This window comes from Actinophytocola glycyrrhizae, from assembly GCF_042653545.1.
Lineage (GTDB): Bacteria > Actinomycetota > Actinomycetes > Mycobacteriales > Pseudonocardiaceae > Actinophytocola > Actinophytocola glycyrrhizae.
The window spans coordinates 454,064-476,304 of record NZ_JBHSIS010000010.1 but is presented as its reverse complement, the minus strand read 5'-3'; the positions used below and the strand labels follow the sequence as shown (position 1 = coordinate 476,304).

The 22,241-nt window shown below is 69.7% G+C and carries 26 protein-coding genes; 19 read left to right on the top strand and 7 right to left on the bottom strand.

Translation table 11 applies throughout. The features are described 5' to 3' along the window. Nucleotides 1-373 precede the first annotated feature (373 nt). The 7 genes from ACFPCV_RS23955 to era all read left to right on the top strand — a co-directional run bounded on the left by ACFPCV_RS23955 (nt 374) and on the right by era (nt 5,980). A complete protein-coding gene (locus tag ACFPCV_RS23955; RefSeq protein ID WP_378058533.1) occupies nt 374-1,309 on the top strand; it encodes a DNA polymerase domain-containing protein in 936 nt (311 codons plus the stop codon). Between the two features lie 9 nt (nt 1,310-1,318). After that, the gene (locus tag ACFPCV_RS23950) at nt 1,319-1,675 is read left to right on the top strand and encodes a histidine triad nucleotide-binding protein (protein WP_378058532.1); all 357 of its coding nucleotides are present in this window, start codon (nt 1,319-1,321) and stop codon (nt 1,673-1,675) included. A gap of 109 nt (nt 1,676-1,784) precedes the next feature. Continuing rightward, entirely contained in the window at nt 1,785-2,849 is a 1,065-nt protein-coding gene (locus ACFPCV_RS23945) for a PhoH family protein (protein WP_378058531.1), read from the top strand. Nucleotides 2,850-2,851: 2 nt separating this feature from the next. Then, nucleotides 2,852-3,415, top strand: a complete 564-nt coding sequence (gene ybeY / locus ACFPCV_RS23940) for an rRNA maturation RNase YbeY (RefSeq protein WP_378058530.1) — start codon at nt 2,852-2,854, stop codon at nt 3,413-3,415. Nucleotides 3,416-3,433: 18 nt separating this feature from the next. After that, on the top strand, nt 3,434-4,741 hold the full coding sequence (locus ACFPCV_RS23935) for a hemolysin family protein (protein ID WP_378058529.1): 1,308 nt from the start codon (nt 3,434-3,436) through the stop codon (nt 4,739-4,741). Further along, on the top strand, nt 4,734-5,048 hold the full coding sequence (locus ACFPCV_RS23930; RefSeq protein WP_378058528.1) for a cytidine deaminase: 315 nt from the start codon (nt 4,734-4,736) through the stop codon (nt 5,046-5,048). Before ACFPCV_RS23935 ends, ACFPCV_RS23930 begins: the two co-directional genes overlap by 8 nt. Nucleotides 5,049-5,080: 32 nt before the next feature. After that, nucleotides 5,081-5,980: a GTPase Era gene (gene era / locus ACFPCV_RS23925; RefSeq protein WP_378058745.1), complete on the top strand. Its 900-nt coding sequence runs from the start codon at nt 5,081-5,083 to the stop codon at nt 5,978-5,980. Here the strand turns inward: era and ACFPCV_RS23920 are convergent. Then, nucleotides 5,977-6,405, bottom strand: a complete 429-nt coding sequence (locus tag ACFPCV_RS23920) for a hypothetical protein (RefSeq protein ID WP_378058527.1) — start codon at nt 6,403-6,405, stop codon at nt 5,977-5,979. The genes era and ACFPCV_RS23920 overlap by 4 nt on opposite strands. Nucleotides 6,406-6,486: 81 nt before the next feature. Between ACFPCV_RS23920 and recO the strand changes: the two genes are divergently transcribed. From recO to ACFPCV_RS23890, 6 genes are all read left to right on the top strand, one after another. After that, nucleotides 6,487-7,236 carry a DNA repair protein RecO gene (gene recO, locus ACFPCV_RS23915; RefSeq protein WP_378058526.1) on the top strand — a complete coding sequence of 250 codons (750 nt, stop codon included), beginning with the start codon at nt 6,487-6,489 and terminating at the stop codon, nt 7,234-7,236. Nucleotides 7,237-7,308: 72 nt separating this feature from the next. Beyond that, nucleotides 7,309-8,124, top strand: a complete 816-nt coding sequence (locus ACFPCV_RS23910; RefSeq protein ID WP_378058525.1) for an isoprenyl transferase — start codon at nt 7,309-7,311, stop codon at nt 8,122-8,124. After that, the gene (locus ACFPCV_RS23905; RefSeq protein WP_378058524.1) at nt 8,121-8,546 is read left to right on the top strand and encodes a YbjN domain-containing protein; all 426 of its coding nucleotides are present in this window, start codon (nt 8,121-8,123) and stop codon (nt 8,544-8,546) included. Before ACFPCV_RS23910 ends, ACFPCV_RS23905 begins: the two co-directional genes overlap by 4 nt. Further along, nucleotides 8,543-9,541, top strand: coding sequence for a permease (locus tag ACFPCV_RS23900; protein ID WP_378058523.1), 999 nt, complete (start codon nt 8,543-8,545; stop codon nt 9,539-9,541). The genes ACFPCV_RS23905 and ACFPCV_RS23900 overlap by 4 nt, the downstream gene beginning before the upstream one ends. Then, nucleotides 9,538-10,254 (top strand): TIGR03943 family putative permease subunit, encoded by a 717-nt coding sequence (locus tag ACFPCV_RS23895; protein WP_378058522.1) that lies wholly within the window; start codon nt 9,538-9,540, stop codon nt 10,252-10,254. Before ACFPCV_RS23900 ends, ACFPCV_RS23895 begins: the two co-directional genes overlap by 4 nt. Beyond that, nucleotides 10,244-11,626, top strand: coding sequence for a tetratricopeptide repeat protein (locus tag ACFPCV_RS23890; protein WP_378058521.1), 1,383 nt, complete (start codon nt 10,244-10,246; stop codon nt 11,624-11,626). The genes ACFPCV_RS23895 and ACFPCV_RS23890 overlap by 11 nt, the downstream gene beginning before the upstream one ends. Before the next feature lie 125 nt (nt 11,627-11,751). On the opposite strand, the gene ACFPCV_RS23885 is transcribed toward ACFPCV_RS23890, so the two are convergent. Continuing rightward, entirely contained in the window at nt 11,752-12,771 is a 1,020-nt protein-coding gene (locus ACFPCV_RS23885; RefSeq protein WP_378058520.1) for a LacI family DNA-binding transcriptional regulator, read from the bottom strand. A gap of 133 nt (nt 12,772-12,904) precedes the next feature. Here ACFPCV_RS23885 and ACFPCV_RS23880 point away from each other — a divergent pair, with 133 nt between their 5' ends. From ACFPCV_RS23880 to ACFPCV_RS23860, 5 genes are all read left to right on the top strand, one after another. Continuing rightward, complete coding sequence (locus ACFPCV_RS23880) at nt 12,905-14,194, top strand: ABC transporter substrate-binding protein (protein WP_378058519.1); 1,290 nt, start codon at nt 12,905-12,907, stop codon at nt 14,192-14,194. Then, nucleotides 14,194-15,189 (top strand): carbohydrate ABC transporter permease, encoded by a 996-nt coding sequence (locus ACFPCV_RS23875; protein WP_378058518.1) that lies wholly within the window; start codon nt 14,194-14,196, stop codon nt 15,187-15,189. Before ACFPCV_RS23880 ends, ACFPCV_RS23875 begins: the two co-directional genes overlap by 1 nt. A gap of 11 nt (nt 15,190-15,200) precedes the next feature. Continuing rightward, nucleotides 15,201-16,046, top strand: coding sequence for a carbohydrate ABC transporter permease (locus ACFPCV_RS23870; protein WP_378058744.1), 846 nt, complete (start codon nt 15,201-15,203; stop codon nt 16,044-16,046). 2 nt (nt 16,047-16,048) lie between these two features. Continuing rightward, on the top strand, nt 16,049-17,419 hold the full coding sequence (locus ACFPCV_RS23865; RefSeq protein WP_378058517.1) for a GH1 family beta-glucosidase: 1,371 nt from the start codon (nt 16,049-16,051) through the stop codon (nt 17,417-17,419). A gap of 257 nt (nt 17,420-17,676) precedes the next feature. Next, nucleotides 17,677-18,267 (top strand): class I SAM-dependent methyltransferase, encoded by a 591-nt coding sequence (locus ACFPCV_RS23860; protein WP_378058516.1) that lies wholly within the window; start codon nt 17,677-17,679, stop codon nt 18,265-18,267. A 30-nt stretch (nt 18,268-18,297) separates the two neighbouring features. On the opposite strand, the gene ACFPCV_RS23855 is transcribed toward ACFPCV_RS23860, so the two are convergent. From ACFPCV_RS23855 to ACFPCV_RS23845, 3 genes are all read right to left on the bottom strand, one after another. Further along, entirely contained in the window at nt 18,298-18,723 is a 426-nt protein-coding gene (locus tag ACFPCV_RS23855) for a Fur family transcriptional regulator (RefSeq protein WP_378058515.1), read from the bottom strand. After that, the gene (locus tag ACFPCV_RS23850; protein WP_378058514.1) at nt 18,720-19,103 is read right to left on the bottom strand and encodes an ArsR/SmtB family transcription factor; all 384 of its coding nucleotides are present in this window, start codon (nt 19,101-19,103) and stop codon (nt 18,720-18,722) included. The genes ACFPCV_RS23855 and ACFPCV_RS23850 overlap by 4 nt, the downstream gene beginning before the upstream one ends. A 65-nt stretch (nt 19,104-19,168) precedes the next feature. Beyond that, nucleotides 19,169-19,450 carry a DUF6703 family protein gene (locus tag ACFPCV_RS23845; RefSeq protein ID WP_378058513.1) on the bottom strand — a complete coding sequence of 94 codons (282 nt, stop codon included), beginning with the start codon at nt 19,448-19,450 and terminating at the stop codon, nt 19,169-19,171. Between the two features lie 171 nt (nt 19,451-19,621). Here ACFPCV_RS23845 and ACFPCV_RS23840 point away from each other — a divergent pair, with 171 nt between their 5' ends. Next, the gene (locus ACFPCV_RS23840; protein ID WP_378058512.1) at nt 19,622-21,007 is read left to right on the top strand and encodes a glycine--tRNA ligase; all 1,386 of its coding nucleotides are present in this window, start codon (nt 19,622-19,624) and stop codon (nt 21,005-21,007) included. Nucleotides 21,008-21,075: 68 nt separating this feature from the next. Here ACFPCV_RS23840 and ACFPCV_RS23835 read toward each other — a convergent pair whose 3' ends face one another. Both ACFPCV_RS23835 and ACFPCV_RS23830 read right to left on the bottom strand, forming a co-directional pair. Beyond that, entirely contained in the window at nt 21,076-21,558 is a 483-nt protein-coding gene (locus tag ACFPCV_RS23835; protein ID WP_378058511.1) for a GNAT family N-acetyltransferase, read from the bottom strand. Next, entirely contained in the window at nt 21,555-22,067 is a 513-nt protein-coding gene (locus tag ACFPCV_RS23830) for a glyoxalase superfamily protein (protein ID WP_378058510.1), read from the bottom strand. The genes ACFPCV_RS23835 and ACFPCV_RS23830 overlap by 4 nt, the downstream gene beginning before the upstream one ends. Nucleotides 22,068-22,241: the final 174 nt, after the last annotated feature.

The window sequence follows — 22,241 nt, the reverse complement described above, 5'->3', positions numbered from 1 at the left end:
GCGACGCGACATCCCCTTCCCTGTTCGGCGGTTTCCGCCTTCCCCGGGTCCTTGTGTCTGCCGGGGGGCCGAGCCCCCCGAACCCCCCACGGTGCGGTTGGTTTCCTGACCCAGCTTGGGCGCGTTTCGATGCCGTGTTCTTCTGGCTTGCTGTTTGTGTACGGCTTCGCTTCGCTCGCCTTGCTCGCTTCGCTCGCCTTGCTCGCCTTGTTGATGGGTGGGTTTCTTGTGGCGGGTTTGTTTTCTGCTTCGCAATGGTGGGGGGGTTGTGCGTTGCTCTCGGTTTGTATTCGGGGGGTCTCGTTCGTGTTGTCTCGTTCTTCGCGGGTTTTCGCAGTACCTTGCCGGTGTGGCTGGTTCTGGTGCTCCCGCTGTGGAGCTTGAGGTCGGGGATCGGGTCGTCCGGGTCAGCAACCCGCAGCGGGTCTACTTCTCCGCCCGGGGGGAGACCAAGCTCGACCTCGCGCGGTACTACCTGGCGGTGGGGGACGGGATCGTCAACGCACTGCGGGAGCGGCCCTGCATGATGCACCGGTTCCCGGACGGGGTGGACGGGGAGAAGGTGCACCAGAAACGGCTTCCCCGTGGGGCGCCGCCCTGGGTGGAGACCGTGCGGGTGAACTTTCCGCGCTATGGGCGGCATGCCGACGAGTTGTGCGTCACCGAGCTGGCATCGGTGATCTGGGCCGTACAGATGTCGTGTGTCGAGTTCCATCCCTGGAACTCGCGGCGGACGGACACCGAGAAGCCCGACGAGTGGCGCATCGACCTCGACCCGATGCCCGACGCCTCCTTCGCGGCCGTGCGGAAGGTGGCGCTCGTCGCACGGGAGGTGCTCGACGAGCTGGGGGCGGTCGGTTTTCCCAAGACCTCCGGGGGCAAGGGGCTCCACATCTACGTGCGCATCGCGCCGGAGTGGGGGTTCCAGGACGTGCGGCGGGCCGCGCACGCGTTTGCGCGGGAGGTCGAGCGGCGGGCGGACGGACTGGTCGACCTGAGCTGGTGGCGTCGCGAGCGGGATCCCGCTTCCGTGTTCGTCGACTACAACCAGAACGCGCGGGATCACACGATCCGGTCGGCTTATTCGGTGATCGGGGTGCCGGAGGCGCGGGTGTCGACACCGATCGGGTGGGATGAGGTACCTGACGTGGACCCGCGCGAGTTCACCATCGCGACGGTTCCCGCCCGCTTCGCCGAACTCGGGGACCTGCACGCCGACATCGACTCGCACGTGTTCGACCTGACGCGGCTGCTGGAGTGGGCGGACCGGGACGGGCAGGAGATCCCGGACCTCGACGAGACCGACTAGCCTCTGCCCATGGCCGACAACGACTGCCTGTTCTGCAAGATCATCGCCGGGGACATCCCGTCGACCGAGGTGCTCTCGACTGATACCACCTACGCCTTCCGGGACATCAACCCGCAGGCGCAGGTGCATGTGCTGGTGGTGCCACGCACGCACTACGAGGACGCGGAAGCTCTCGCGGAAGCGCCACGGGAGCTGGCCGACGTGATCAGCGCCGGCGCGGCGGTGGCCAAGCAGGAGGGCATCGACCAGTCCGGGTTCCGGCTGGTCCTCAACACCGGGGAGCACGCGGGCCGGACCGTCTTCCATGCGCATCTGCACGTCCTCGGTGGCGAACAGCTGGGCCTGTTCGGACGACCCGGCCACTGAGCACCGGTAACGTCGATGCGCACTGCCGGTGCGGGCGACTAACATCGAACCCGACAGCCAATCAGACCTAGTTGGCGCAACAAGGCGCAGAAGGCAGGACCGAAAGCACGTGACCGGTACCGCACGGGGCAGCGCGAGCCCCTCTTCTGCGCCTACGCCAGCCGATCCGGCCCAGTCCCGGTTCAACGTCCCCGACCAGGCGGTTCTCGCCCTCCTCGGTTCCCGGGACGAGAACCTGAAGGTGGCCGAGGAGCTCCTCGACGCCGACATCCACGTCCGGGGCAACGAGGTGACGCTCTCCGGAGCCCCGAGCGACGTCGCGTTCGCCGAGCGGGTGTTCGCCGAGCTGGTCACCCTCGCGAGCCGCGGCCAGCAGCTCGGCACCGACGCGGTGCGCCGCACCGTGTCGATGCTGTCCGCGGGCGGGACCGAGTCGCCCGCCGAGGTGCTGAGCCTCGACATCATCTCGCGGCGCGGGCGCACGATCCGGCCCAAGACGCTGAACCAGAAGCGCTACGTCGACGCCATCGACGAGCACACCGTCGTGTTCTGCATCGGCCCCGCCGGCACCGGCAAGACGTACCTGGCGATGGCGAAGGCCGTGCAGGCGCTCCAGGCCAAGCAGGTCAACCGCATCATCCTCACCCGGCCCGCGGTCGAGGCGGGGGAGCGGCTCGGCTTCCTGCCCGGCACGCTGTACGAGAAGATCGACCCGTACCTGCGGCCGCTGTACGACGCGCTGCACGACATGGTCGACCCCGACTCGATCCCGCGGCTGATGCAGGCGGGCACGATCGAGGTCGCGCCGCTGGCGTACATGCGTGGCCGCACGCTGAACGACGCGTTCATCATCCTCGACGAGGCGCAGAACACCTCGCCGGAGCAGATGAAGATGTTCCTGACCCGCCTCGGGTTCGGTTCGAAGATCGTCGTGACCGGCGACGTCACGCAGGTCGACCTGCCCGGTGGCACCCAGAGCGGTCTGCGCGTGGTCCAGAACATCCTCGGTGACGTCGACGACGTGCACTTCTCGACGCTGTCCAGCAGCGACGTGGTGCGGCACAAGCTGGTCGGCGACATCGTGGACGCCTACGACCGGTGGTCGGCCGTCCAGGACAACGACCAGGACGCTCGCCGCTCCGGCCCGCGCGGTCAGGCGCGGCGAGGCCGTTAGCCGTGAGTATCGAAATCGCCAACGAGTCGGGCGTGGCGGTCGACGAACCGTCCATTGTGGCCGCCGCCCGGTTCGCGCTGGACCGCATGAAGGTCAGTCGTCTCGCCGAGTTGTCCGTGCTGCTCGTCGGGCTCGACGAGATGGCCGACCTGCACGAGCGCTACCTCGACCTGCCCGGCCCGACGGACGTCATGGCGTTCCCGATGGACGAGCTCGAGTCCGCACGCAGACCCGACGCCCCCGACCCGGGGCCGACGCTGCTCGGCGACCTCGTGCTGTGCCCCCGGTTCGCGCGCGACCAGGCCCGCAAGGCGGGCCACTCGCTGATGGACGAGCTGCACCTGCTGACCGTCCACGGTGTACTCCACCTGCTCGGCTACGACCACGCCGAGCCCGCGGAGGAACGCGAGATGTTCACGCTGCAGAAGCGGATCCTCGCCGACTTCAAGACCGAGCGGGCCGCGGCGCAGCGCCGTGCCGCGCAACGCCGCGAGGACGACAAGCTGCTGGGCGCGGCCGGTCTCGTCGAGGCCGAGCGCGCACCCGACGCCGACAACGCGGAATAACCCCCGGGGGTCGAAGAAGTGGGCAGCTCCGCGGGATTACTGGTGATCGCGGTCCTCCTCGTCGTCGCGGCCGGGTTCTTCGCCTGCGCGGACGCGGCCATCTCGGCGGTGTCCCGCGCCCGGGTCGACGGCCTGGTCCGCGCGGGCCGCACCGGCGCGAGGCAACTCGTCGCGGTGGTCGCCGAACGGCCGAGGCACATCAACCTTTTGCTCCTGCTCCGGCTCGGCTGTGAGCTGGCGGCGACCGTCCTGGTCACCGTCGCGTTCATGCGGATCATCGAGTCGAACTGGGTGGCCGGGCTCGTCGCCGCGCTGTCCATGATCGTCGTGTCCTACGTGCTGGTCGGTGTCGGGCCGCGCACGCTGGGCAGGCAGCACCCGTACTCGGTCGGCCTCATCGCCGCCGGTCCGGTCCGGGCGCTTGGCACGGTGCTCGGACCGCTGTCGCGGCTGCTGATCGTGGTCGGCAACGCGATCACACCGGGCCGCGGTTTCCGCGAGGGCCCGTTCTCCTCCGAGGTCGAGCTGCGTGAGCTGGTCGACATGGCCCAGGAGAGCGGCGTCGTCGACGAGGGCGAGCGCGAGATGATCCACTCGGTGTTCGAGCTGCGCGGCACGATCGCGCGCGAGGTCATGGTGCCGCGCACCGAGATGGTGTGGATCGAGCAGACCAAGTCCGTGCGGCAGGCGCTCGCGTTGTCGCTGCGCACCGGCTACACGCGACTGCCGGTGATCGGCGAGAGCGTCGACGAGGTCGTCGGTGTGGTGAACCTGAAGGACCTGGTCAAGGCCACAGTGGACCGTCCGCAGAACGGCCGCGGCGAGCGGCGGCTGGTCAGCGACCTGATGGGCGAGGCGACGTTCGTGCCCGACTCCAAACGCCTCGACGACCTGCTGCGCGAGATGCAGCTGTCCCGCAACCACATGGCGATCGCCGTCGACGAGTACGGTGGCACCGCGGGCCTGCTGACCATCGAGGACATCCTGGAGGAGATCGTCGGCGAGATCACCGACGAGTCCGACACCGACGACCGCCCGCCGGTCGAGCACCTCGAGGACGGCGCCGTGCGGGTCAGTTCCCGGCTGCCGGTCGAGGACCTCGGTGAGCTGTTCGGCATCGAGCTGGACGACACCGACGTCGAGACCGTCGGCGGTCTGCTCGCGCAACAGCTCGGCCGTGTGCCGCTGCCCGGCACCGAAGCCGAGATCGAGGGCCTGAACATGCGGGCCGAAGGCGGCAAGGACGGCCGGGGCCGGATGCGGATCACGTCGGTGGTCGTGCGTGGCGTGCCCGTCGCGGAGAAGGAAGGAAGCGAGAGTGGCTGACCTCGACCCGGAGGACGCGAAGCTGATCACCCTGGCGCGGTCGGCGCGTGCCCGCAGCGGGGCCCAGGAGGGCGCCGCGGTCCGCGACGACACCGGCCGCACCTACGTCGCCACCACCGTGGACCTGCCGTCGCTGCAGCTCACGGCACTGCAGGGCGCGGTGGTGGCCGCCGTGTCCAGCGGGGTCCGCACGCTGGAGGCGGCCGCGGTCGTCACCGACCTGCTCGCCGTGGACCGCGCCGTGGTCGACGACCTCACGCCGTCCGCGCCGCTGCTGGTCGCCGACCCGAAGGGTGAGCTGCGCTGACCCGGGGCGACAATTGCCCGATGACCGACCCGATGACCGCTCCACACCGCTCCGGCTTCGCCTGCTTCGTCGGCAGGCCCAACACGGGCAAGTCGACGCTGACGAACGCGCTGGTCGGCAGCAAGGTGGCCATCACGTCGAGCAAGCCGCAGACCACCCGCCACGCGATCCGCGGCATCGTGCAGCGCCCAGACGCGCAGCTGATCATCGTGGACACCCCCGGCCTGCACCGCCCGCGCACCCTGCTGGGGCAGCGGCTCAACGACGTGGTCCGCGCCACCTGGTCCGAAGTGGACGTGGTCGGGTTCTGTGTGCCGGCCAACGAGAAGATCGGCCCCGGCGACCGGTTCATCGCGGCCGAGCTTGCGAAGCTCTCCCGCCGCACCCCGATCGTCGGCATCGTGACGAAGACCGATGTGGCGACGAAGAACCAGATCGCCGACCAGCTGGTGGCACTGCAGGAGGTCATGTCGTTCACCGACCTGATCCCGGTGTCCGCGGTCGACGACTTCCAGCTGGACAAGCTGTCCGACGTGCTGGTGTCACGGCTGCCGGAGGGACCGCAGCTGTACCCGGACGGCGAGCTGACCGACGAGCCGGAGGCGACGCTGATCGCGGAGCTGGTGCGCGAGGCGGCGCTCGAGGGCGTGCGGGACGAGCTGCCCCACTCGATCGCGGTGACCGTCGAGGAGATCACCGAACGCGAGGACCGCGACGACATGCTCGACATCTGGGCGAACCTGTACGTCGAGCGCGACAGCCAGAAGGGCATCGTGCTGGGGCACAAGGGAGAGCGCCTCAAGTCGGTCGGCGCGACCGCCCGCCGCCAGATCGAGGCGCTGCTGGGCAGCAGGGTCTACCTGCACCTGCACGTGAAGGTCGCGAAGGACTGGCAGCGGGACCCCAAACAGCTGCGCCGCCTCGGTTTCTAGACGGGGCTCATCCGGACGATCGCGCCGGTGGCGTCGGTGCGCAGGGTCTCGATGACGACCGTGTCGTTGATGGTGAGCTGCCCGCCGAAGGTCATGATCGACCCGTCCGGCATCAGCAGCGTCACGCTGGTCGCGTCGACGGAGAGCACGGTCAGCGTGCCGAGACCGTCGAGCACGACCATGTCCTTCGCCTTGATGCTCACCTCGCAGGTCAGGTCCTGGCACGCGGGCAGGTTCGTCCCGTCCGCGGCGGCGGTCGGCGCGACGGTCGTGGTCGTCGTCACCGTCGTCGTGGTCGTGGTCGTGGTCGTGGTCGTCGGTGTGGCGGTGGTCGTCGTCGTGTCCGGTGCTGGAGCGGCCGCGCGGTGGACACCGCAGCCCGCGACGGTGAGCAGGAACAGGGTGACGGACAGCAGCAGGCGCATACCGGCACTGTGGCAGCCACGCCGGGGGACGGGTCCCGAGTGGCACGAAACTGTCGGTGCTCGCCGGTAAGCTGCGCGACTGTGAGCCTCTACCGCGACACCGGGGTGGTCCTCCGGGTGCAGAAGCTCGGTGAGGCCGACCGGATCATCACGTTCGTCACGCAGCGCCACGGCAAGGTGCGTGCCGTGGCCAAGGGAGTACGGCGCACGACCTCGCGGCTGGGTGCGCGGGTCGAGCCGTTCGCGCACGTCGACGTGCAGTTCTACACCGGCCGCACGCTCGACGTGATCACCCAGGTGCAGACCATCGACGCGTTCGGCGCCGGCATCGTCACCGACTACCAGCGCTACACGGCCGCGTGCGCGGTACTGGAGACCGCCGACCGGATGTCCGCCGAGGAAGGCGAGCCGGTCCTGCGGCTCTACCTGCTGGTCACCGGTGCGCTCCGCGCGCTCGCGGACGGGGAACGGGACCCCTCGCTCGTGCTGGACGCCTTCCTCATCCGCGCGATGGCGTTCGCGGGATGGGCACCCGCGGTCAACGAATGCGCCCGCTGCAACGCGCCAGGGCCGCACCGCAGCTTCTCCGTGCAGGCGGGCGGCTCGGTGTGCCCGCGCTGCCGTCCCGCCGGGTCGGCGGCACCCGCGCCGGAGACGCTCGACCTGATGAACGCGCTGCAGCTCGGCCGGTGGGACGTCGCGGAACAGTGCACGAACAACGCCCGCCGCGAAGGCTCCGGCCTCATCGCCGCCCTGCTTCAGTGGCACCTCGAACGGCAGCTCAGGTCGCTGCCGCTGGTGGAGCGCAGAGGCATTCAGGCCACTCAGTAGTGATGTTCGCTCCGCAAGCTCCGCTCAGTAGTGATGTTCGCTCCGCAAGCTCCGCTCAGTAGGGTCCCCCTCATGCTCCGTCGCCGTACCCGACCACAACCTCCCGAGCCGCACCCGTCCGGTGCGAAGCCGCCCGCGATCCCAGCCCAGTTCGTGCCAAGGCACGTCGCGATCGTGATGGACGGCAACGGGCGCTGGGCCAACCAGCGCGGCCTCACCCGCATCGAAGGGCACAAACGCGGCGAGGCCCAGGTCGTCGAGGTCGCCAAGGGCTGCATCGAGCTGGGCGTCAAATGGCTGTCCCTGTACGCGTTCTCCACCGAGAACTGGCGCCGCAGCCCCGAGGAGGTCCGCTTCCTCATGGGCTTCTCCCGCGACGTCATCCGCAACCGCACCGACGAGCTGGACGCCATGGGGGTGCGCGTGCGGTGGGCGGGACGGCGGCCGAAGCTGTGGCGGTCGGTCATCGCCGAACTGGAGTCCGCGGCCGAGCGCACCAGGCACAACGACGTGCTCAACCTGGCCATGTGCATCAACTACGGCGGCCGCGCCGAGATCGGCGACGCCGCCCGCGAGATCGCCCGCCTCGTCGCCGAGGGCAGGCTCAACCCGGAGAAGGTCACCGAGCGGACCGTCGCCAAGTACCTGTACCAGCCGGAGATGCCCGACGTCGACCTGTTCATCCGCCCGTCCGGCGAACAGCGGACCTCCAACTTCATGCTGTGGCAGTCCGCTTACGCTGAGCTGGTGTTCCAGGACATCCTGTGGCCCGACTTCGACCGGCGCGACCTGTGGCGTGCCTGCGAGCAGTACGCGCGACGGGACCGCCGGTTCGGCAGCGCCAAGGACAGCGACGAGGTCGCCGCAGCACTCAAGGGAGAGGCATGACTGAACAGGAAGCGATGAGCACGGCGGATCTGCTCACCAAGGCCCGCGCGGCGCTCGAGACCTTCCACGACGTGCACGTCGACGACGACGGCGCGCTCACCTTCCGGCACGTGGACGTCCCGTGCGCGGTCCAGGCCATGCAGCTCGCGGAAGGCCTGACGGTCCTCAGCCTCACCTGTGTCGTCGCCTGGGACCTGCCCGACGACCCCAACCTCGCCCGTTCCGCCGCGGAACGCGCCGGTCAGGGCCTGTTCGGCACGCTCGGTGTCGTGCACACCGACCGCGGCATGGATGTCACGCTGCGGTACGCGTTCCCCGCCGACGGGATCAGCGTGACCGCGCTCGGCACGCTGCTCATGCTGGTCGTGTCCACCGCGTCGCAGCTGCGGACCGAGCTGATCGGCGAGGCCAAGGCCGGGTGACCGAGACCGTCCGGGAGTCGCCGCCCCGGCGACGGATCACCTCGCTCGAGATCCTGTGCGCGCTGCTCGTGCTCGCGATCATCGGACAGAGCTGGCTCACCGACCTGCTCGACGCCAAGGCCGTCCAGACCGGCGCCACGATCTTCGTGGCCGTGTGCGTGCAGGCGCTGCCGTTCCTCGTGATCGGGGTGCTGATCAGCGGTGCGATCGCCGCGTTCGTGTCCGCCGACCGGCTGCGCAGGGTCCTGCCGAAGCGGGCCGCGCTCGCCGTGCCGGTCGCGGGGGTCGCCGGGATGGCCCTGCCGAACTGCGAGTGCGCGGCGGTGCCCGTGGCCCGGCGACTGATCCAGCAGGAGGTGCCGCCTTCGGTCGCCGTCACGTTCCTGCTCGCGGCGCCCGCCGTGAACCCGATCGTGCTGGTCGCCACCGCGGTCGCGTTCCCAGGCGAGCCGCGCATGGTGCTCGCCCGGTTCCTCGGCTCGCTCGCCACCGCGGTCGTCATGGGCTGGATCTGGGCGCGGTTCGGGCGGATGGAGTGGTTCGCCGAACGGGTGCTGCGACGGCTGCCCGAGCACCACGACAACCGCGGCCGCTGGGGCGTGTTCTTCGAGACCGCGCGCCAGGACCTGGTCGACGCGGGCGGGTTCCTGGTGATCGGCGGCCTGACGGCGGCGGTGCTCAACGTGGTGGTGCCGAGGTCGTGGACCGACGCGCTCGGCGAGCAGGTGCTGCTCGGCGTGTTCGTGATGGCGGTCCTCGCGGTCGTGCTGGCCCTGTGCAGTGAGGCGGACGCGTTCGTGGTGGCGTCCCTGTCGACCATGCCGCTGCTGCCGAAGCTGGTGTTCCTGGTCGTGGGACCCGCGATCGACATCAAGCTGTTCATGCTGCAGGCGGGCACGCTCGGCCGCCGGTTCGCCGTACGCTTCGCGCCGATGACGTTCGCGGTCGCGACGCTGTGCGCGGTCGTCGTGGGGATCGTGGTGTTGCCCGCATGAGGCGTGAGACGCAGAACATCCTGCTGGTGCTGCTGGGCGGTGCGCTGCTGAAGATCTCGTTCACCGGCACCTACCTGCGGTACGTGAAGCCGAGTCACCAGTGGCTGCTGATCACCGGTGGCGCGATCATGATCCTGCTCGCGGCGGTGTCGATCGTCCGGGAGCTGCGCGGCAACCGCGACCTCGACGACCACGGCCACGCGCACTCGGCACGCAGCGCGTGGCTGCTGGTGCTTCCGGTGTTCGCGGTGTTCCTCATCGGACCGCCGCCGCTGGGGTCGGACTCGGTGGAACGCGCGGCAGGCAACCGGCCCGAGGTCCCCTCGACGGAAGGGGAGGGCTCGGCCGTCTTCCCCGCGCTGCCGCCGGGGGACCCGATCGCGTTGCCGCTCAGCGAGTTCTCGTCGCGGGCCGCGTGGGACCGGGGGCACTCGCTGGACAACCGCACCGCCCGGCTCACCGGGTTCGTCGTGCAGGAAGGCGACGACACGTTCGTGGCGCGGCTCGCGATAGGCTGCTGCGCGGCGGATGCCTTCCCGGTCAAGGTGAAACTGCTCGGGCAGGAGCTGTCCCATCTGGCGGACGACAGCTGGATCGAGGTCGACGCCATGCTGCGGCCCGGGTCGGCGACCCGGGACAACGCCTACGTCCCTTCCGCCACCGTGCACGCGGTGCGCGGCATCCCGGAGCCCGAGGACCCCTATGAGCACTAGGCGGGAGCGCAGGCTCGTCGACCGGTACGAGCTCGCGCGTTCGCTCCACGAGGTGGGCAGGCTGAGTGAGGCGGAGGCCGAGTACCGGGCGGTGCTGTCCGCGCGGGTGAAGCGGGGCGAGCCGTTCCACCCCGAGACCCTCGCCGCCTGGCAGCAGCTCGCGCTGCTGATCGCGGTCGACGGCCGCGCCGACGAGGCGGCGGGCATCGCCGCGACGACCATCGAGTCCTACGCCCGCGAGTACGGGCTGAACCACCCGGAGACGCTGCAGAGCCGGGTGAGCCTCGCGCTGGTGCGGTTCACGCAGGGCCGGTTCGCGGACGCCGCGGCGCTGCACACGTCGGTGCTGCTGGAACGGGAACGGTCGCTGGGCACGGCGGTGCCCGCGACGGTGGAGAGCCGCCGCTACCTGGCAGGCACGCTCGCGCGCCTTGGCCGTGCCGACGAGGCGGAGGACCTGCTGCGGGTCAACATCGCCGACGCACCGGACCCGCACCAGCAGTTCGAGGCCCGCACCGTGCTGGCCGACCTGCTTTTCCAGCTGGACCGCCTGCCCGCGGCGCTGACCGAGTTCACCTCGGTGGCCGACGCGGCACGACACGGCCCGATCGCGCTGGTCGCACGGCAGGGCCGGGCCGGTGTGCTGTTCGCGCTCGGCCGGTTCGCCGAGGCACTGGAGCTGTACCGGTCGCTGGAGTTCGCGTCGGGAGACCAGAACAACTACCTGGTGCGCGCGTCGATCGAACACCTGCGTGCCGCCATGGGCGACGCCGACGGTGCGGTCGTCGAGCTGCGGTCGCTGCTGGCGACGGCACGGGAGCGGTGGGGCCCGCGGTCCCCGCTGGTGCGCGCCACGCTGCTGGTGCTGGGTGACGTGCTGCTGATGGCCGACCAGCCATCGGCAGCGGTCGAGGTGTTCGACGACGCGATCGACGCGCTGCGGCGGACCGGCGGCCCGCGGGACTCGATGACGTTGTGCGCCAGGCACATGCTGGGCGTCGCGCTGGTGCGGGTCGGGCAGCTCGACGAGGCCGAACAGGAGTTCCTGGCGGCGGCGGACCGCGACGACCGCCCTCGGTCACACAGCTGCGCGCTGGCCATCCAGCAGGGCCTGGCCCGCATCGCCGCGGCACGAGGCGAGTTCGCCGCCGCCGCCACCGCGCAGGCGGCGGTGGTGTCGGGCCTGACCTCGCTGTACGGACCTGATCACCCGAACACGCTGGAAGCCCGCTTCGACGCGGCGAACCTGCTGCGCCACCGCGCCTACCCGGCCGAGGCGGCGGCGCGGCACCGCGAGATCCTCGCCGCCCGCACCCGGGTGCTGGGGGAGGACCATCCGGACACCCGCAAGAGCCGCGCGGCACTGCGATGACGACCAGGACAGGCATCCGCACCCGCCGCACCCCCAGGCTTAAGGCATCCACGACGCCGTCGATGGTCCTTTCGTGGCGCTCAGCGCCCTGAACGCGCCTTTCAGGGCACGAAGCCAGGGCCCGGTCACGTCGAGTCGCGGACCGCCAGCGTCACCGGGAGCACGGTGGTCTCCGGGCGGATGTTCTCGCCCCCCAGCAGGGACAGCAGCTTCTTCACCATCTCGCGGATCTGCTGCCGCGGGTCCTGGTGGATCGAAGTCAGCGGGGGTTCCATCGCGGGGGCGAGGGTCGGGTGGTCGTCGAAGCCGATGACCGCCACGTCCTTGGGCACCTTGCGGCCCGCTGCCCGCAGGGCCTTCATCGCGCCCGCGGCCATCAGGTCGCTCGCCGCGAAGACGGCGTCCAGGTCGGGGCAGCGCGCCAGCAGCTTGGCGGTCGCCACCTCGCCGCTGGCCATCGTGAAGTCGCCCGGTTCGGACAGGTCGGCCGGGTCGAGGCCCGCTGCCTCCAGCCCCTTCCGCCAGCCGGCCAGGCGGTCGGCCGCCGCCGGGTGGTCCAGCATGCCCGTGACCGTGCCGATGCGGCGCCTTCCCGAGTCGTACAGGTGTTCCACGGCGAGGCGGGCGCCACCCTCGTTGTCGAAGTCGACCGCGTGTGCGCCGCGCCTGCCGGTGCCGGGCCGGCCGCCGTACACCACCGGGATCCGCGCCAGCCGCAGCGCGGTCGGCAGCGGGTCGCCCTTGTGCGGCGCGAACACCAGCGCGCCGTCGGCGTGGCCGCCCTCCAGGAACTTGATCGTCCTCGGCACGTCGTCGCGGGTGTCGACGAACATCAACAGCATCTGCACGCCCGCGTCCGAGAGTTCCCGGAACGCGCCGTGCATGACCGACGCGAAGTAGGGGTCGTCGAGTACGTTGGCCTCCGGCTCGGAAAGGACCACCGCGACCGCACCGGTCCGCCGGGTCACGAGTGACCGTGCCGCCTGGTTGGGGGAGTAGCCGAGTTCGCGCGCCGCACCCAGCACTTTCTCCTTCGCGCGGGTGCTCACATAAGCGTCGTCGTTCAGGGCGCGTGACGCGGTCGAGCGGGAGACGCCCGCGTACGCGGCCACGTCTTCCAGCGTCGGGCGCTCGTCCATCGGCATGACGGAAGTGTAACGGATTCTGGGAGCGCTCCCGGAAGGTCCTTGACACTTCACCGTAACCAGGACCACACTCGGTACTCCCCAACTGGGAGCGCTCCCAGAATTCTGGACGCAAAGCAAAGGGACAACAGACGTGCGAAGCAACCAACGACGGGTGTTCGCCGGCGCGATCGCCCTTGCCGCCGCGGTGGGCCTGACCGCGTGTGGTGACTCCGGCGCCGACTCAGGATCTGGTTCGGGGCAGATCGAGCTGAGTATCGGCACCTTCACCGAGTTCGGGTACGAGGATCTCCTGAAGGAGTACGAGGACCTCCACCCGAACATCAAGATCGTCCACCACAAGACGGGACAGGGCGGTCCATACCACCAGCAGCTGCTGACCAAGCTGGCCGCGAACTCCGGCCTGGAGGACGTGGTCGCGATCGAGGAGGGCCACCTCCCCGACGTGCTCGACAAGCCACACCTGTTCAACAACCTGGCCGAGATCGGCCCGGAGGACGTCAAGCCGGAACGCTGGCTCGACTGGAAGTACCAGGCGGGCACCGCGAAGGACGGCACCTGGGTCGGTTACGGCACCGACATCGGCCCGCTCGCCATGTGCTACCGCAAGGATCTCCTCGATGCGGCGAAGATGCCGAGCGACGAGGCCTCGGTGAAGGCCATGTTCGAGTCGTGGGACTCGTACTTCGCCGCGGGTGACCAGTACGTCAAGGCCACCGGCAAGGCGTGGTTCGACTCGGCGTCGCAGATCTTCAACGCGATGCAGAACCAGCTCGACGAGGGCTACCTGACCAAGGACGGCGAACTGGCGCTCGAGTCCAACAAGGACATCAAGGCCAACTGGGACCAGGTGACCGCGGCAGCGAAGGGCGGGCAGACCGCCAAGCTCGTCGCGTTCAGCCCGGAGTGGAACGCCGGGTTCAAACAGGGCGCGTTCGCCACCAAGACGTGCCCGTCGTGGATGCTCGGCGTGGTCAAGGAGCAGGCGGGCCCGGAGAACGCGGGCAAGTGGGCGGTCACCGACGCCTTCCCGAACGGTGGCGGCAACTGGGGCGGCTCGTTCCTCGCGGTGCCCAAGCAGTCCGAGCACCCCAAGGAGGCCGCGGAGCTCGCGGCGTGGCTGACCGCGCCGGAGCAGCAGATCAAGGCGTTCGAGAAGACCGGCAACTTCCCGAGCCAGGTCGAGGCACTCGACTCGCCGGAGCTGCTGGCCAGCACCAACGACTACTTCGGTGACGTGCAGGTCGGCCAGCTGTTCGCCACCATGGCGAAGAAGGTCGGCAAGGCCCAGTACAAGGGGCCCGGCGACGGCAAGATCCAGGAGAACGCCACGAGCCCGGCACTGCAGGCAGTCGAACAGGGCAAGTCGCCGGAGGAGGGCTGGCGGCAGGCGGTCGATGCGGCCAAGAAGATCGTGAAGTGATGACCACGGTAACCGGGCGGGCGCCACACCAGGGGGTGGCGCCCGCCCCACCGCGCCGGCCACCGAAGCTCACGTGGCGGCAACGACTGTCCCACATGGACGTCAAGTGGTCGCCCTACCTGTACATCGCGCCGTTCTTCATCGTGTTCGGTGTGGTCGGGCTGTTCCCGCTGCTGTACACGTCCTACCTGTCGCTGTTCGACCGCGATCTGCTCGACCTCGAAGGCGCGTTCATCGGGCTCGCCAACTACACGGAACTGCTTGCCGACAGCCAGTTCTGGAACGCGCTGGTCAACACGCTCAGCATCTTCGTGCTCTCCACCGGCCCGCAGATCGTGGTCGCGGTGGGGCTCGCGGCGCTGCTGAACACGCGGCTGCGCGCGCCGACGGGCTGGCGGGTCGGGATCCTGCTGCCGTACGTGGTGAGCCTCGTCGCCGTCGGGATCATCTTCGCGAACCTGTTCGGGCCCAACTACGGGCTCGTCAACGGCATGCTGGAGCTACTGGGCTTCGACCGGGTCGACTGGCAGAGCAACCGGTTCTTCTCCCACCTCGCCATCGCCACGATGGTGAACTGGCGGTGGACCGGCTACAACGCGCTGATCGTGCTGGCCGCGATGAAGGCGATCCCGAAGGAGATCCACGAGGCGGCGATGATCGACGGGGCGAACGCGGCGCGGCGCTTCTTCAGCGTCACGTTGCCGTTGCTGCGGCCAACACTGATCTTCGTGGTCGTCACGTCGACCATCGGCGGGTTGCAGATCTTCACCGAGCCCAAGCTGTTCGACGCGATGCCGGGCTCCAACAACGGTGGCTCGTCCAACCAGTTCCAGACGATCACCTTGTACATGTACCAAACGGGCTTCGAGACGCAGCGGCTCGGCTACGCGTCCGCCGTCGCCTGGGTGCTGTTCCTACTGATCATCGTCATCGCGGTCGTGAACTTCCTGCTGACGCGGCGGCTGGCGTCGTCCGGAACGGAGGACGACCGGTGACGGCACTGTCCATGCGCACGATCCGCCGTCGGGCCACCGGCGACAAGCGGGCGTCGTTCTGGGTGTACGGGCTGCTGATCGCGTTCCTGATCGGCTCGGTGTTCCCGTTCTTCTGGTCGTTCCTCGTCGCCTCGCGCGACAGTTCGATGCTGACCGAGCGGGTGCCGCCGCTGCTGCCCGGCGGGAACTTCCTGTCCAACGCGATGCGCGTGTTCGACACGGTGCCGTTCTGGAAGGCGCTGGGGAACAGCGTCGTCGTGTCCGGAACGGTCACGTTGACCACCGTGCTGTTCTCCACGCTCGCCGGGTTCGCGTTCGCCAAACTGCGGTTCCGCGGCCGCAACGGGTTGTTCCTCTTCGTGGTCGCCACGCTGGCGGTGCCGACACAGCTCGGCATCATCCCGCTGTACATGGCGATGGCGGAGTTCGGCTGGGCGGGCGAGCTTCAGGCGGTGATCGTGCCCAACCTGGTGACCGCCATCGGCGTGTTCTGGATGCGGCAGTACACGCTGCAGGTGGTGCCGTACGAGCTCATCGAGGCCGCGCGTGTCGATGGCTGCTCGATGATCCGCGTGTACTGGCACGTGGTGCTGCCCGCGGTGCGGCCTGCCGCGGCGTTCCTCGGCATGTTCACGTTCATGACGTCGTGGAACGACTTCCTGTGGCCGCTGGTGGTGCTCAACGCCGAGAACCCGACCGTGCAGATCGCCCTCGAGCGGCTGCAGAGCGGTTTCTACATCGACTACTCACTGGTGCTGGCCGGCACGACGCTGGCCACCATCCCGATCTTGTTCGTGTTCGTCGTGCTCGGCCGCCAGATCGTGGCCGGGATCATGCAGGGCGCTGTGAAGGGGTGACCATGTCAGTTGTGCCGGAACAGTCGGAGTCCGTCGCACTCCGCTTCCCGACTGGTTTCGTGTGGGGCGCGGCCACCGCGTCTTTCCAGGTCGAGGGAGCAACCACGGCGGACGGCCGGGTCGAGTCCATCTGGGACGACTTCTGCCGCCGCCCCGGTGCCGTTCACAACGGCGACACGGGTGAGCCGGCCGCCGACCACTACCGCCGCTATGCCGACGATGTCGCGTTGATGAGGTCGCTCGGCCTCGGCGCGTACCGGTTCTCGGTGGCGTGGCCGAGGATGGCCGACCTCGGGTTCTACGACCGGCTGGTGGATGAGTTGCTGGCCAACGGGATCAGCCCGTGGGCGACGCTCTACCACTGGGACCTGCCACAGTCGCTGGAGGAGAAGGGCGGGTGGACCAACCGCGACACGGCGTACCGGTTCGCGGAGTACGCCGCCGCGGTGGTCGGCAGGCTCGGTGACCGGGTCACGGGCTGGCTGACGCTGAACGAGCCGTGGTGCTCGGCGTTCGCGGGGTACGCGAGCGGCAGGCACGCGCCGGGCGTCACGTCGGGCAGCGCGGCGATCGCGGCGGTGCACCACCTGCTGCTGGGCCACGGCCTGGCGATGAACGAGATCCGTGCGCAGGCCCCGGACACGCCCGCGGGCATCACGCTGAACCTGTTCCCGGTGCACCCGGTGACGGACTCGCCCGCGGACGTCGACGCGGCCCGCCGCATCGACGGGCTGCAGAACCGGATCTTCACCGGCCCGGTGCTGCGTGGCGAGTACCCGGAGGACATGCTCGTGGACCTCGCGCCGTACGGCCTGCCGGACCTGATCCAGGACGACGACCTGGCGGTGATCGGCGCGCCGATCGACCTGCTCGGCGTGAACTACTACCGCGCCTACCTGGTCGAGGCGGGCGGTGAACCCGACGGCCCGTCGGAGTGGGTCGGCGCGGAGGACGTGCGGTTCCTGACGTCGGGCCACCCACGCACGGAGATGGACTGGGAGGTCCAGCCGGAGGGGCTCACCGAGTTGTTGGTGTCCCTGAACGAGCAGAGCCCCGGCCTGCCGATGTACATCACCGAGAACGGTGCCGCGTACCCCGACACCCTGACCGAGGACGGCACGGTCCGCGACACCGACCGGATCACCTTCCTGGACGGCCACCTGCGCGCGTCCCACGCGGCGATCGAACAGGGCGTCGACCTGCGCGGGTACTTCTGCTGGTCGCTGCTGGACAACCTCGAATGGGCGGCGGGCTACGCCAAGCGGTTCGGCCTGGTGCACGTCGACTTCGCGACCCAGAAGCGGACGTTGAAGGAAAGCGCCCGCTGGTACGCGGACGTGATCGGACGAAACGGCCTGCCCGAGGACGGCTGATCTGGGACCGGGGGTCGGCCGCCGGCCCCCGGCCCCCCGGCCCCCCGGCCCCCCGGTGACCATTCTTCCACGGCCCACCGACAACGAGGGGCGCACAGAGCGGCGGTTGCACACAGGCCAACCGCCGCTCCCTCGTTCGTCCACAACCGGCCGCCGAAAGCCCGTTTCTGTCGGTGGTGTCCCGTAGCCTTGAACCCGGGGGCCGGAGGCCACACCTGGGGCGACCGGTTGTCACCGGACCGGCGTTTGGACAGGTCATGGAGCAGACGCAGGCGTTCTGGGACGCGCGGGCCGCCACGTTCGACGATCAGCCGGACCACGGTTTGCGGGATCCGGACGTGCGGGCGGCGTGGGCGGACCTGCTCCTGCCGCTGTTGCCGCCGGCACCGGCGTCAGTGGTTGATCTCGGGTGCGGAACGGGCAGCCTCGCCGTGCTGCTCGCGCAGGCAGGACACAGTGTGCGAGGGGTGGACCTGTCCGCCCGGATGGTCGCCGCCGCCGGGAAGAAGGCCGACGCCATGGGCGTGCGTGCGGAGTTCCGGCAGGGGGACGCCGCTGTCCCGCCCTGTCCCCGCGCGTCCTGTGACGTGGTCCTGGCACGGCACGTGCTGTGGGCACTGCCCGACCCGGGCGCCGCGCTGGACCGGTGGGTGGAGTTGCTGCGACCCGACGGACGCCTCGTGCTCATCGAGGGCCGGTGGTTCACCGGAGCCGGACTGACGGCGACCGACTGCCAGGCCCTGGTGCTCGGCCGGCGCCGGGAGGCCACCGTGCGACGGCTGGACGATCCCGCGTTGTGGGGCGGCGCCATCGAGGACGAGCGGTACCTGCTGACCAGCGCGGTGTGACGCTCGTGGTCCGCCCACGGCCGAGGGGCGTCAGCTGGTGCAGGCCGCGCACGCGGCGCAGGTGCCGAAGACCTCCACGGTGTGGCTGATCTCCGAGAAGCCGTTCTCCGTGGCGACCTTCTCCGCCCACTTCTCCACCGCAGGACCCTCCACCTCGACCGTGCGGCCGCATTCGCGGCAGACCAGGTGGTGATGGTGGTGGCGTGAGCAGCGGCGGTACACGGCCTCGCCGCTGTCGATGCGCAGTACGTCGATCTCGCCAGCGTCCGCCAGGGACTGCAGGGTTCGGTAGACCGTGGTCAGGCCGATGCCCTCGCCCCTGGTGCGGAGCTCCTCGTGCAGGTCCTGGGCGGAGCGGAACTCGTCCAGCTGTTCCAGCAGGCTGGCCACCGCCGCGCGCTGCTTCGTCGAGCGCCTTCCCGGGACGGTGGGGGTGCGGCCCTCGCCATTCGTCACTTGCCGGCCCCTTCCTCGACGTGTGCCACCGCGTCCACGACGATGTGTGACAGGTGTTCGTCGACCAGACGGTAGACCACCTCGCGGCCGTGGCGTTCGCCGTTGACCACGCCCGCCGACTTCAGCACGCGCAGGTGCTGGCTGATCAGCGGCTGCGCCACCCCGAGGGTCTCCACCAGCTCGTGGACACAGCGGTCGTGGACGCGCAGCTCAAGCACGATGGCGATCCGGACCGGCGCCGCCAGCGCGCGGAGCAGGTCACCCGCCGCCGACAGGGTGTGCACCGGGCGGTGCTCGGCGCGGGTGGCCGTCGGGCGGTCGGTCGAGTGGGGGACTGCCAGTTCCGGGGACGAGGTGGCATCCGAGGTCACGGTGAACATCGTCCTCTCGGTCGGGATGCTGGAACGGAAATTGGTTACCGTGTTCAACATCCTATGCTTCGTCGCTATTTCGTCAGCAGCACCGACACAGCCACGACCGCCAGTACGGCCAGGATGAACACGCGGCCGGCCCGCTCGCTCGGCGACAGCACCTGCCACGTCACGGCGAGCAACACCGCGACGCCGGCCGCCAGCAGGCCCAGCAGCAGTGCGCCGATCCCGCCGCCGACCAGGATGCCGACCACGAAGATCGCGGCGACCAGCAGGAACACCACAAAGGGAGGTACCCGGGACAGGGGGCCTTCGCCTTCGATCAGCTTCGCCTTCATCGAGCGCCGCTCGCGCACGTCGTCCTCCTCATGGCGGTATCCGCCTACCGCCCGCAACCGTGGCACCGGGGCTGAGCGAGTGGAAATCACTCGTTCGGGGTGGCCCGCTGCCGAGTACTCTTTGTCGGCCGCGCCCCGTCAACCGCCATTGAACGCCATGGCCGCGAGCGCGCGAAAGTTGGAGTGCTCATGCCAGCCGATCGCGTCGACACCGTCGTCAACCTGTGCAAGCGCAGGGGCTTCGTCTACCCGTGCGGTGAGATCTACGGCGGTACCCGTTCCGCATGGGACTACGGGCCGCTCGGCGTCGAACTGAAGGACAACATCAAGCGCGAGTGGTGGCGCACGATGGTGCAGCGGCGCGAGGACGTCGTCGGCATCGACTCGTCCGTGATCCTGCCGAAGCAGGTGTGGGAGGCGTCCGGGCACGTCAGCGCGTTCCACGACCCGCTGGTCGAGTGCACCGAGTGCCACAAGCGGTTCCGGGCCGACGTGCTCGCCGAGGAGTACTCGGCACGCAGCGGGACGAACGTCACCGAGGCGGACCTGTCCGAGGTGCCGTGCCCGTACTGCGGCGTCCGCGGCGGCTTCACCGAACCGCGCGAGTTCAACATGATGCTGAGGACCCACCTCGGGCCGGTCGAGTCCGACGAGGGACTGCACTACCTGCGGCCGGAGACCGCGCAGGGCATCTTCGTGAACTTCCTGAACGTGCTCACCACCTCGCGGCGCAGGCCGCCGTTCGGCATCGGGCAGATCGGCAAGTCGTTCCGCAACGAGATCACACCGGGCAACTTCATCTTCCGGACCCGTGAGTTCGAGCAGATGGAGATGGAGTTCTTCGTCGAGCCGGGCAGCGACGAGGAGTGGCACCAGTACTGGATCGACGAGCGCCTGCGCTGGTACACCGGCCTCGGCATCAGACCCGACAACCTGCGGCTCCACGAGCACCCGGCCGAGAAGCTGTCGCACTACTCCAAGCGCACCGTCGACATCGAGTACCGCTTCCGGTTCGGCGGCCAGGAGTGGGGCGAGCTGGAGGGCATCGCCAACCGCACCGACTTCGACCTCACCACCCACACCAACCACTCCGGGGTGGACCTGTCGTACTTCGACCAGGCCACCAACTCGCGCTACCACCCGTTCGTCATCGAGCCCGCCGCCGGCGTCGGCCGCCCCATGATGGCGTTCCTGCTCGACGCCTACCGCGAGGACGAGGCCCCCAACGCCAAGGGCGGCGTCGACCAGCGGGTCGTGCTCAGCCTCGACCGCAGGCTCGCGCCGGTGAAGGTCGCGGTGCTGCCGCTGTCGCGCAACCCCGACCTCACCCCGAAGGCCCGCGACCTCGCCGCGTCCCTGCGCCAGTTCTGGAACGTCGACTTCGACGACGCCGGTGCCATCGGCCGCCGGTACCGCCGCCAGGACGAGATCGGCACCCCGTTCTGCGTGACCGTCGATTTCGACACGCTCCATGACCAGGCCGTGACGGTCCGGGAGCGGGACTCGATGGCACAGGAACGGGTGTCGCTCGACAAGCTCCAGGGCTACCTCGCGGGTCAGCTGCTCGGCTGCTGACACCCCGGCCCGCCCTCGCGTTTGCCATGGCGAGGCATGGAGGACCGCGGATGGCTTCGGCCCGGTCGTCAGCCGGTGCGGAGGTGGAGGTGCCCGGGTAAGGGCCACGGTGGCGTCGCGGGCAGCGTTTCCCGTAACCGGAAACCGGATTTCTCGGCTACTCGGCAGGACGCCTCGTTGTCCACCTGGTGGCGGAGTTCCAGGGTGGTGACGCCATTGCCGATTGCCCATGCCGTCAGCGCTCGGACGGCACGGGAGGCCACGTCACGGCCGCGTGCGTGGGCCGCCGTCCAGTAGCCGACCTCGATCCCGCGCTTCAGCGCGACACAGCCCACGAGTCGCTCGTCGTCCAGGACGGCGAAGCTGTGCCGGGTGTTCGCCGCCCAGCCTTCCTGCTGGTTCGCCACCCACACTTCCGCTTCCGCTGCCGTAGTGACGGGGAACCTCGTCCAGCGCAGCATCGCGGGGTCGCGGTAGATCTCCACGAGTGCGGCGGCGTCGCCGGGCTCCCACCCGCGCAGGACGAGACCCTCGGCCGTCAGTGCGGTCATCGGGCCGCCGCCTGGCAGAAGCGGATGGAGTTGGCGAACGGGTCGGTGACCGTCATGGTCGGGCCGCCGGGGGCGTGCTCGTCGACGCACGGTCGCTGCCTGGGGTGGTTCTTGGCCGACAGCTCGTGGTGCAGCGCGTGGACGTCGGTGACCGGGACCCACACGCAGGACCCCGGGGTGCCGTCGCCGTGGTGCTCGGACAGGTCGACGACCAGGTGGTCGCGCCGGATCCTCGTGTACAGCGGCAAGCCCGGTTCGAAGCGGTGCTCCCACTCGACGCCGAAGCCGAGGTAGTCGAGGTAGAACTCGTGCGCGCTCGGCACGTCGAACACGCGGAGCACCGGCACCGCGGTGCCGGTGCCGCCCGCGAGCCTCGCCGCCGCGGTGTTCCAGTCCCGGTGGCCGAGCTGGTGGGCGACGATCTCCAGTGCCTGGCTGTGGCTGAGGTCGGGAAGCGCGGCGCGCAGTGCGCGAGCGGCACGCTTGGCTTCGGGAAGGGACAGGATCATCGGATCACCCGCGTTCCGGTGCCGTGTGGCCGCAGCGCCCGCGTTGCTGACGGTGGCACCGCGTGTCGCTGGTGACCGTTGTCTCGTCCCGATGTGTTCACCATGCCGTCTCCGGCGCGGGCGGCGGGTCACATCGAACCCGGGGACGAGGGTACCGCCGCGAGACCGTGCGGT

What these genes read in the sequence shown, in the direction of transcription:
- ACFPCV_RS23950 (WP_378058532.1), top strand. Translation starts at nt 1,319, where the DNA reads ATGGCCGACAACGACTGCCTGTTCTGCAAGATCATCGCCGGGGACATC.
- era (WP_378058745.1), top strand. Translation starts at nt 5,081, where the DNA reads ATGACCGCTCCACACCGCTCCGGCTTCGCCTGCTTCGTCGGCAGGCCC.
- ACFPCV_RS23920 (WP_378058527.1), bottom strand. Translation starts at nt 6,405, where the DNA reads ATGCGCCTGCTGCTGTCCGTCACCCTGTTCCTGCTCACCGTCGCGGGC.
- ACFPCV_RS23910 (WP_378058525.1), top strand. Translation starts at nt 7,309, where the DNA reads ATGCTCCGTCGCCGTACCCGACCACAACCTCCCGAGCCGCACCCGTCC.
- ACFPCV_RS23905 (WP_378058524.1), top strand. Translation starts at nt 8,121, where the DNA reads ATGACTGAACAGGAAGCGATGAGCACGGCGGATCTGCTCACCAAGGCC.
- ACFPCV_RS23895 (WP_378058522.1), top strand. Translation starts at nt 9,538, where the DNA reads ATGAGGCGTGAGACGCAGAACATCCTGCTGGTGCTGCTGGGCGGTGCG.
- ACFPCV_RS23890 (WP_378058521.1), top strand. Translation starts at nt 10,244, where the DNA reads ATGAGCACTAGGCGGGAGCGCAGGCTCGTCGACCGGTACGAGCTCGCG.
- ACFPCV_RS23885 (WP_378058520.1), bottom strand. Translation starts at nt 12,771, where the DNA reads ATGCCGATGGACGAGCGCCCGACGCTGGAAGACGTGGCCGCGTACGCG.
- ACFPCV_RS23875 (WP_378058518.1), top strand. Translation starts at nt 14,194, where the DNA reads ATGACCACGGTAACCGGGCGGGCGCCACACCAGGGGGTGGCGCCCGCC.
- ACFPCV_RS23870 (WP_378058744.1), top strand. Translation starts at nt 15,201, where the DNA reads ATGCGCACGATCCGCCGTCGGGCCACCGGCGACAAGCGGGCGTCGTTC.
- ACFPCV_RS23865 (WP_378058517.1), top strand. Translation starts at nt 16,049, where the DNA reads ATGTCAGTTGTGCCGGAACAGTCGGAGTCCGTCGCACTCCGCTTCCCG.
- ACFPCV_RS23860 (WP_378058516.1), top strand. Translation starts at nt 17,677, where the DNA reads ATGGAGCAGACGCAGGCGTTCTGGGACGCGCGGGCCGCCACGTTCGAC.
- ACFPCV_RS23850 (WP_378058514.1), bottom strand. Translation starts at nt 19,103, where the DNA reads ATGTTCACCGTGACCTCGGATGCCACCTCGTCCCCGGAACTGGCAGTC.
- ACFPCV_RS23840 (WP_378058512.1), top strand. Translation starts at nt 19,622, where the DNA reads ATGCCAGCCGATCGCGTCGACACCGTCGTCAACCTGTGCAAGCGCAGG.
- ACFPCV_RS23835 (WP_378058511.1), bottom strand. Translation starts at nt 21,558, where the DNA reads ATGACCGCACTGACGGCCGAGGGTCTCGTCCTGCGCGGGTGGGAGCCC.
- ACFPCV_RS23830 (WP_378058510.1), bottom strand. Translation starts at nt 22,067, where the DNA reads ATGATCCTGTCCCTTCCCGAAGCCAAGCGTGCCGCTCGCGCACTGCGC.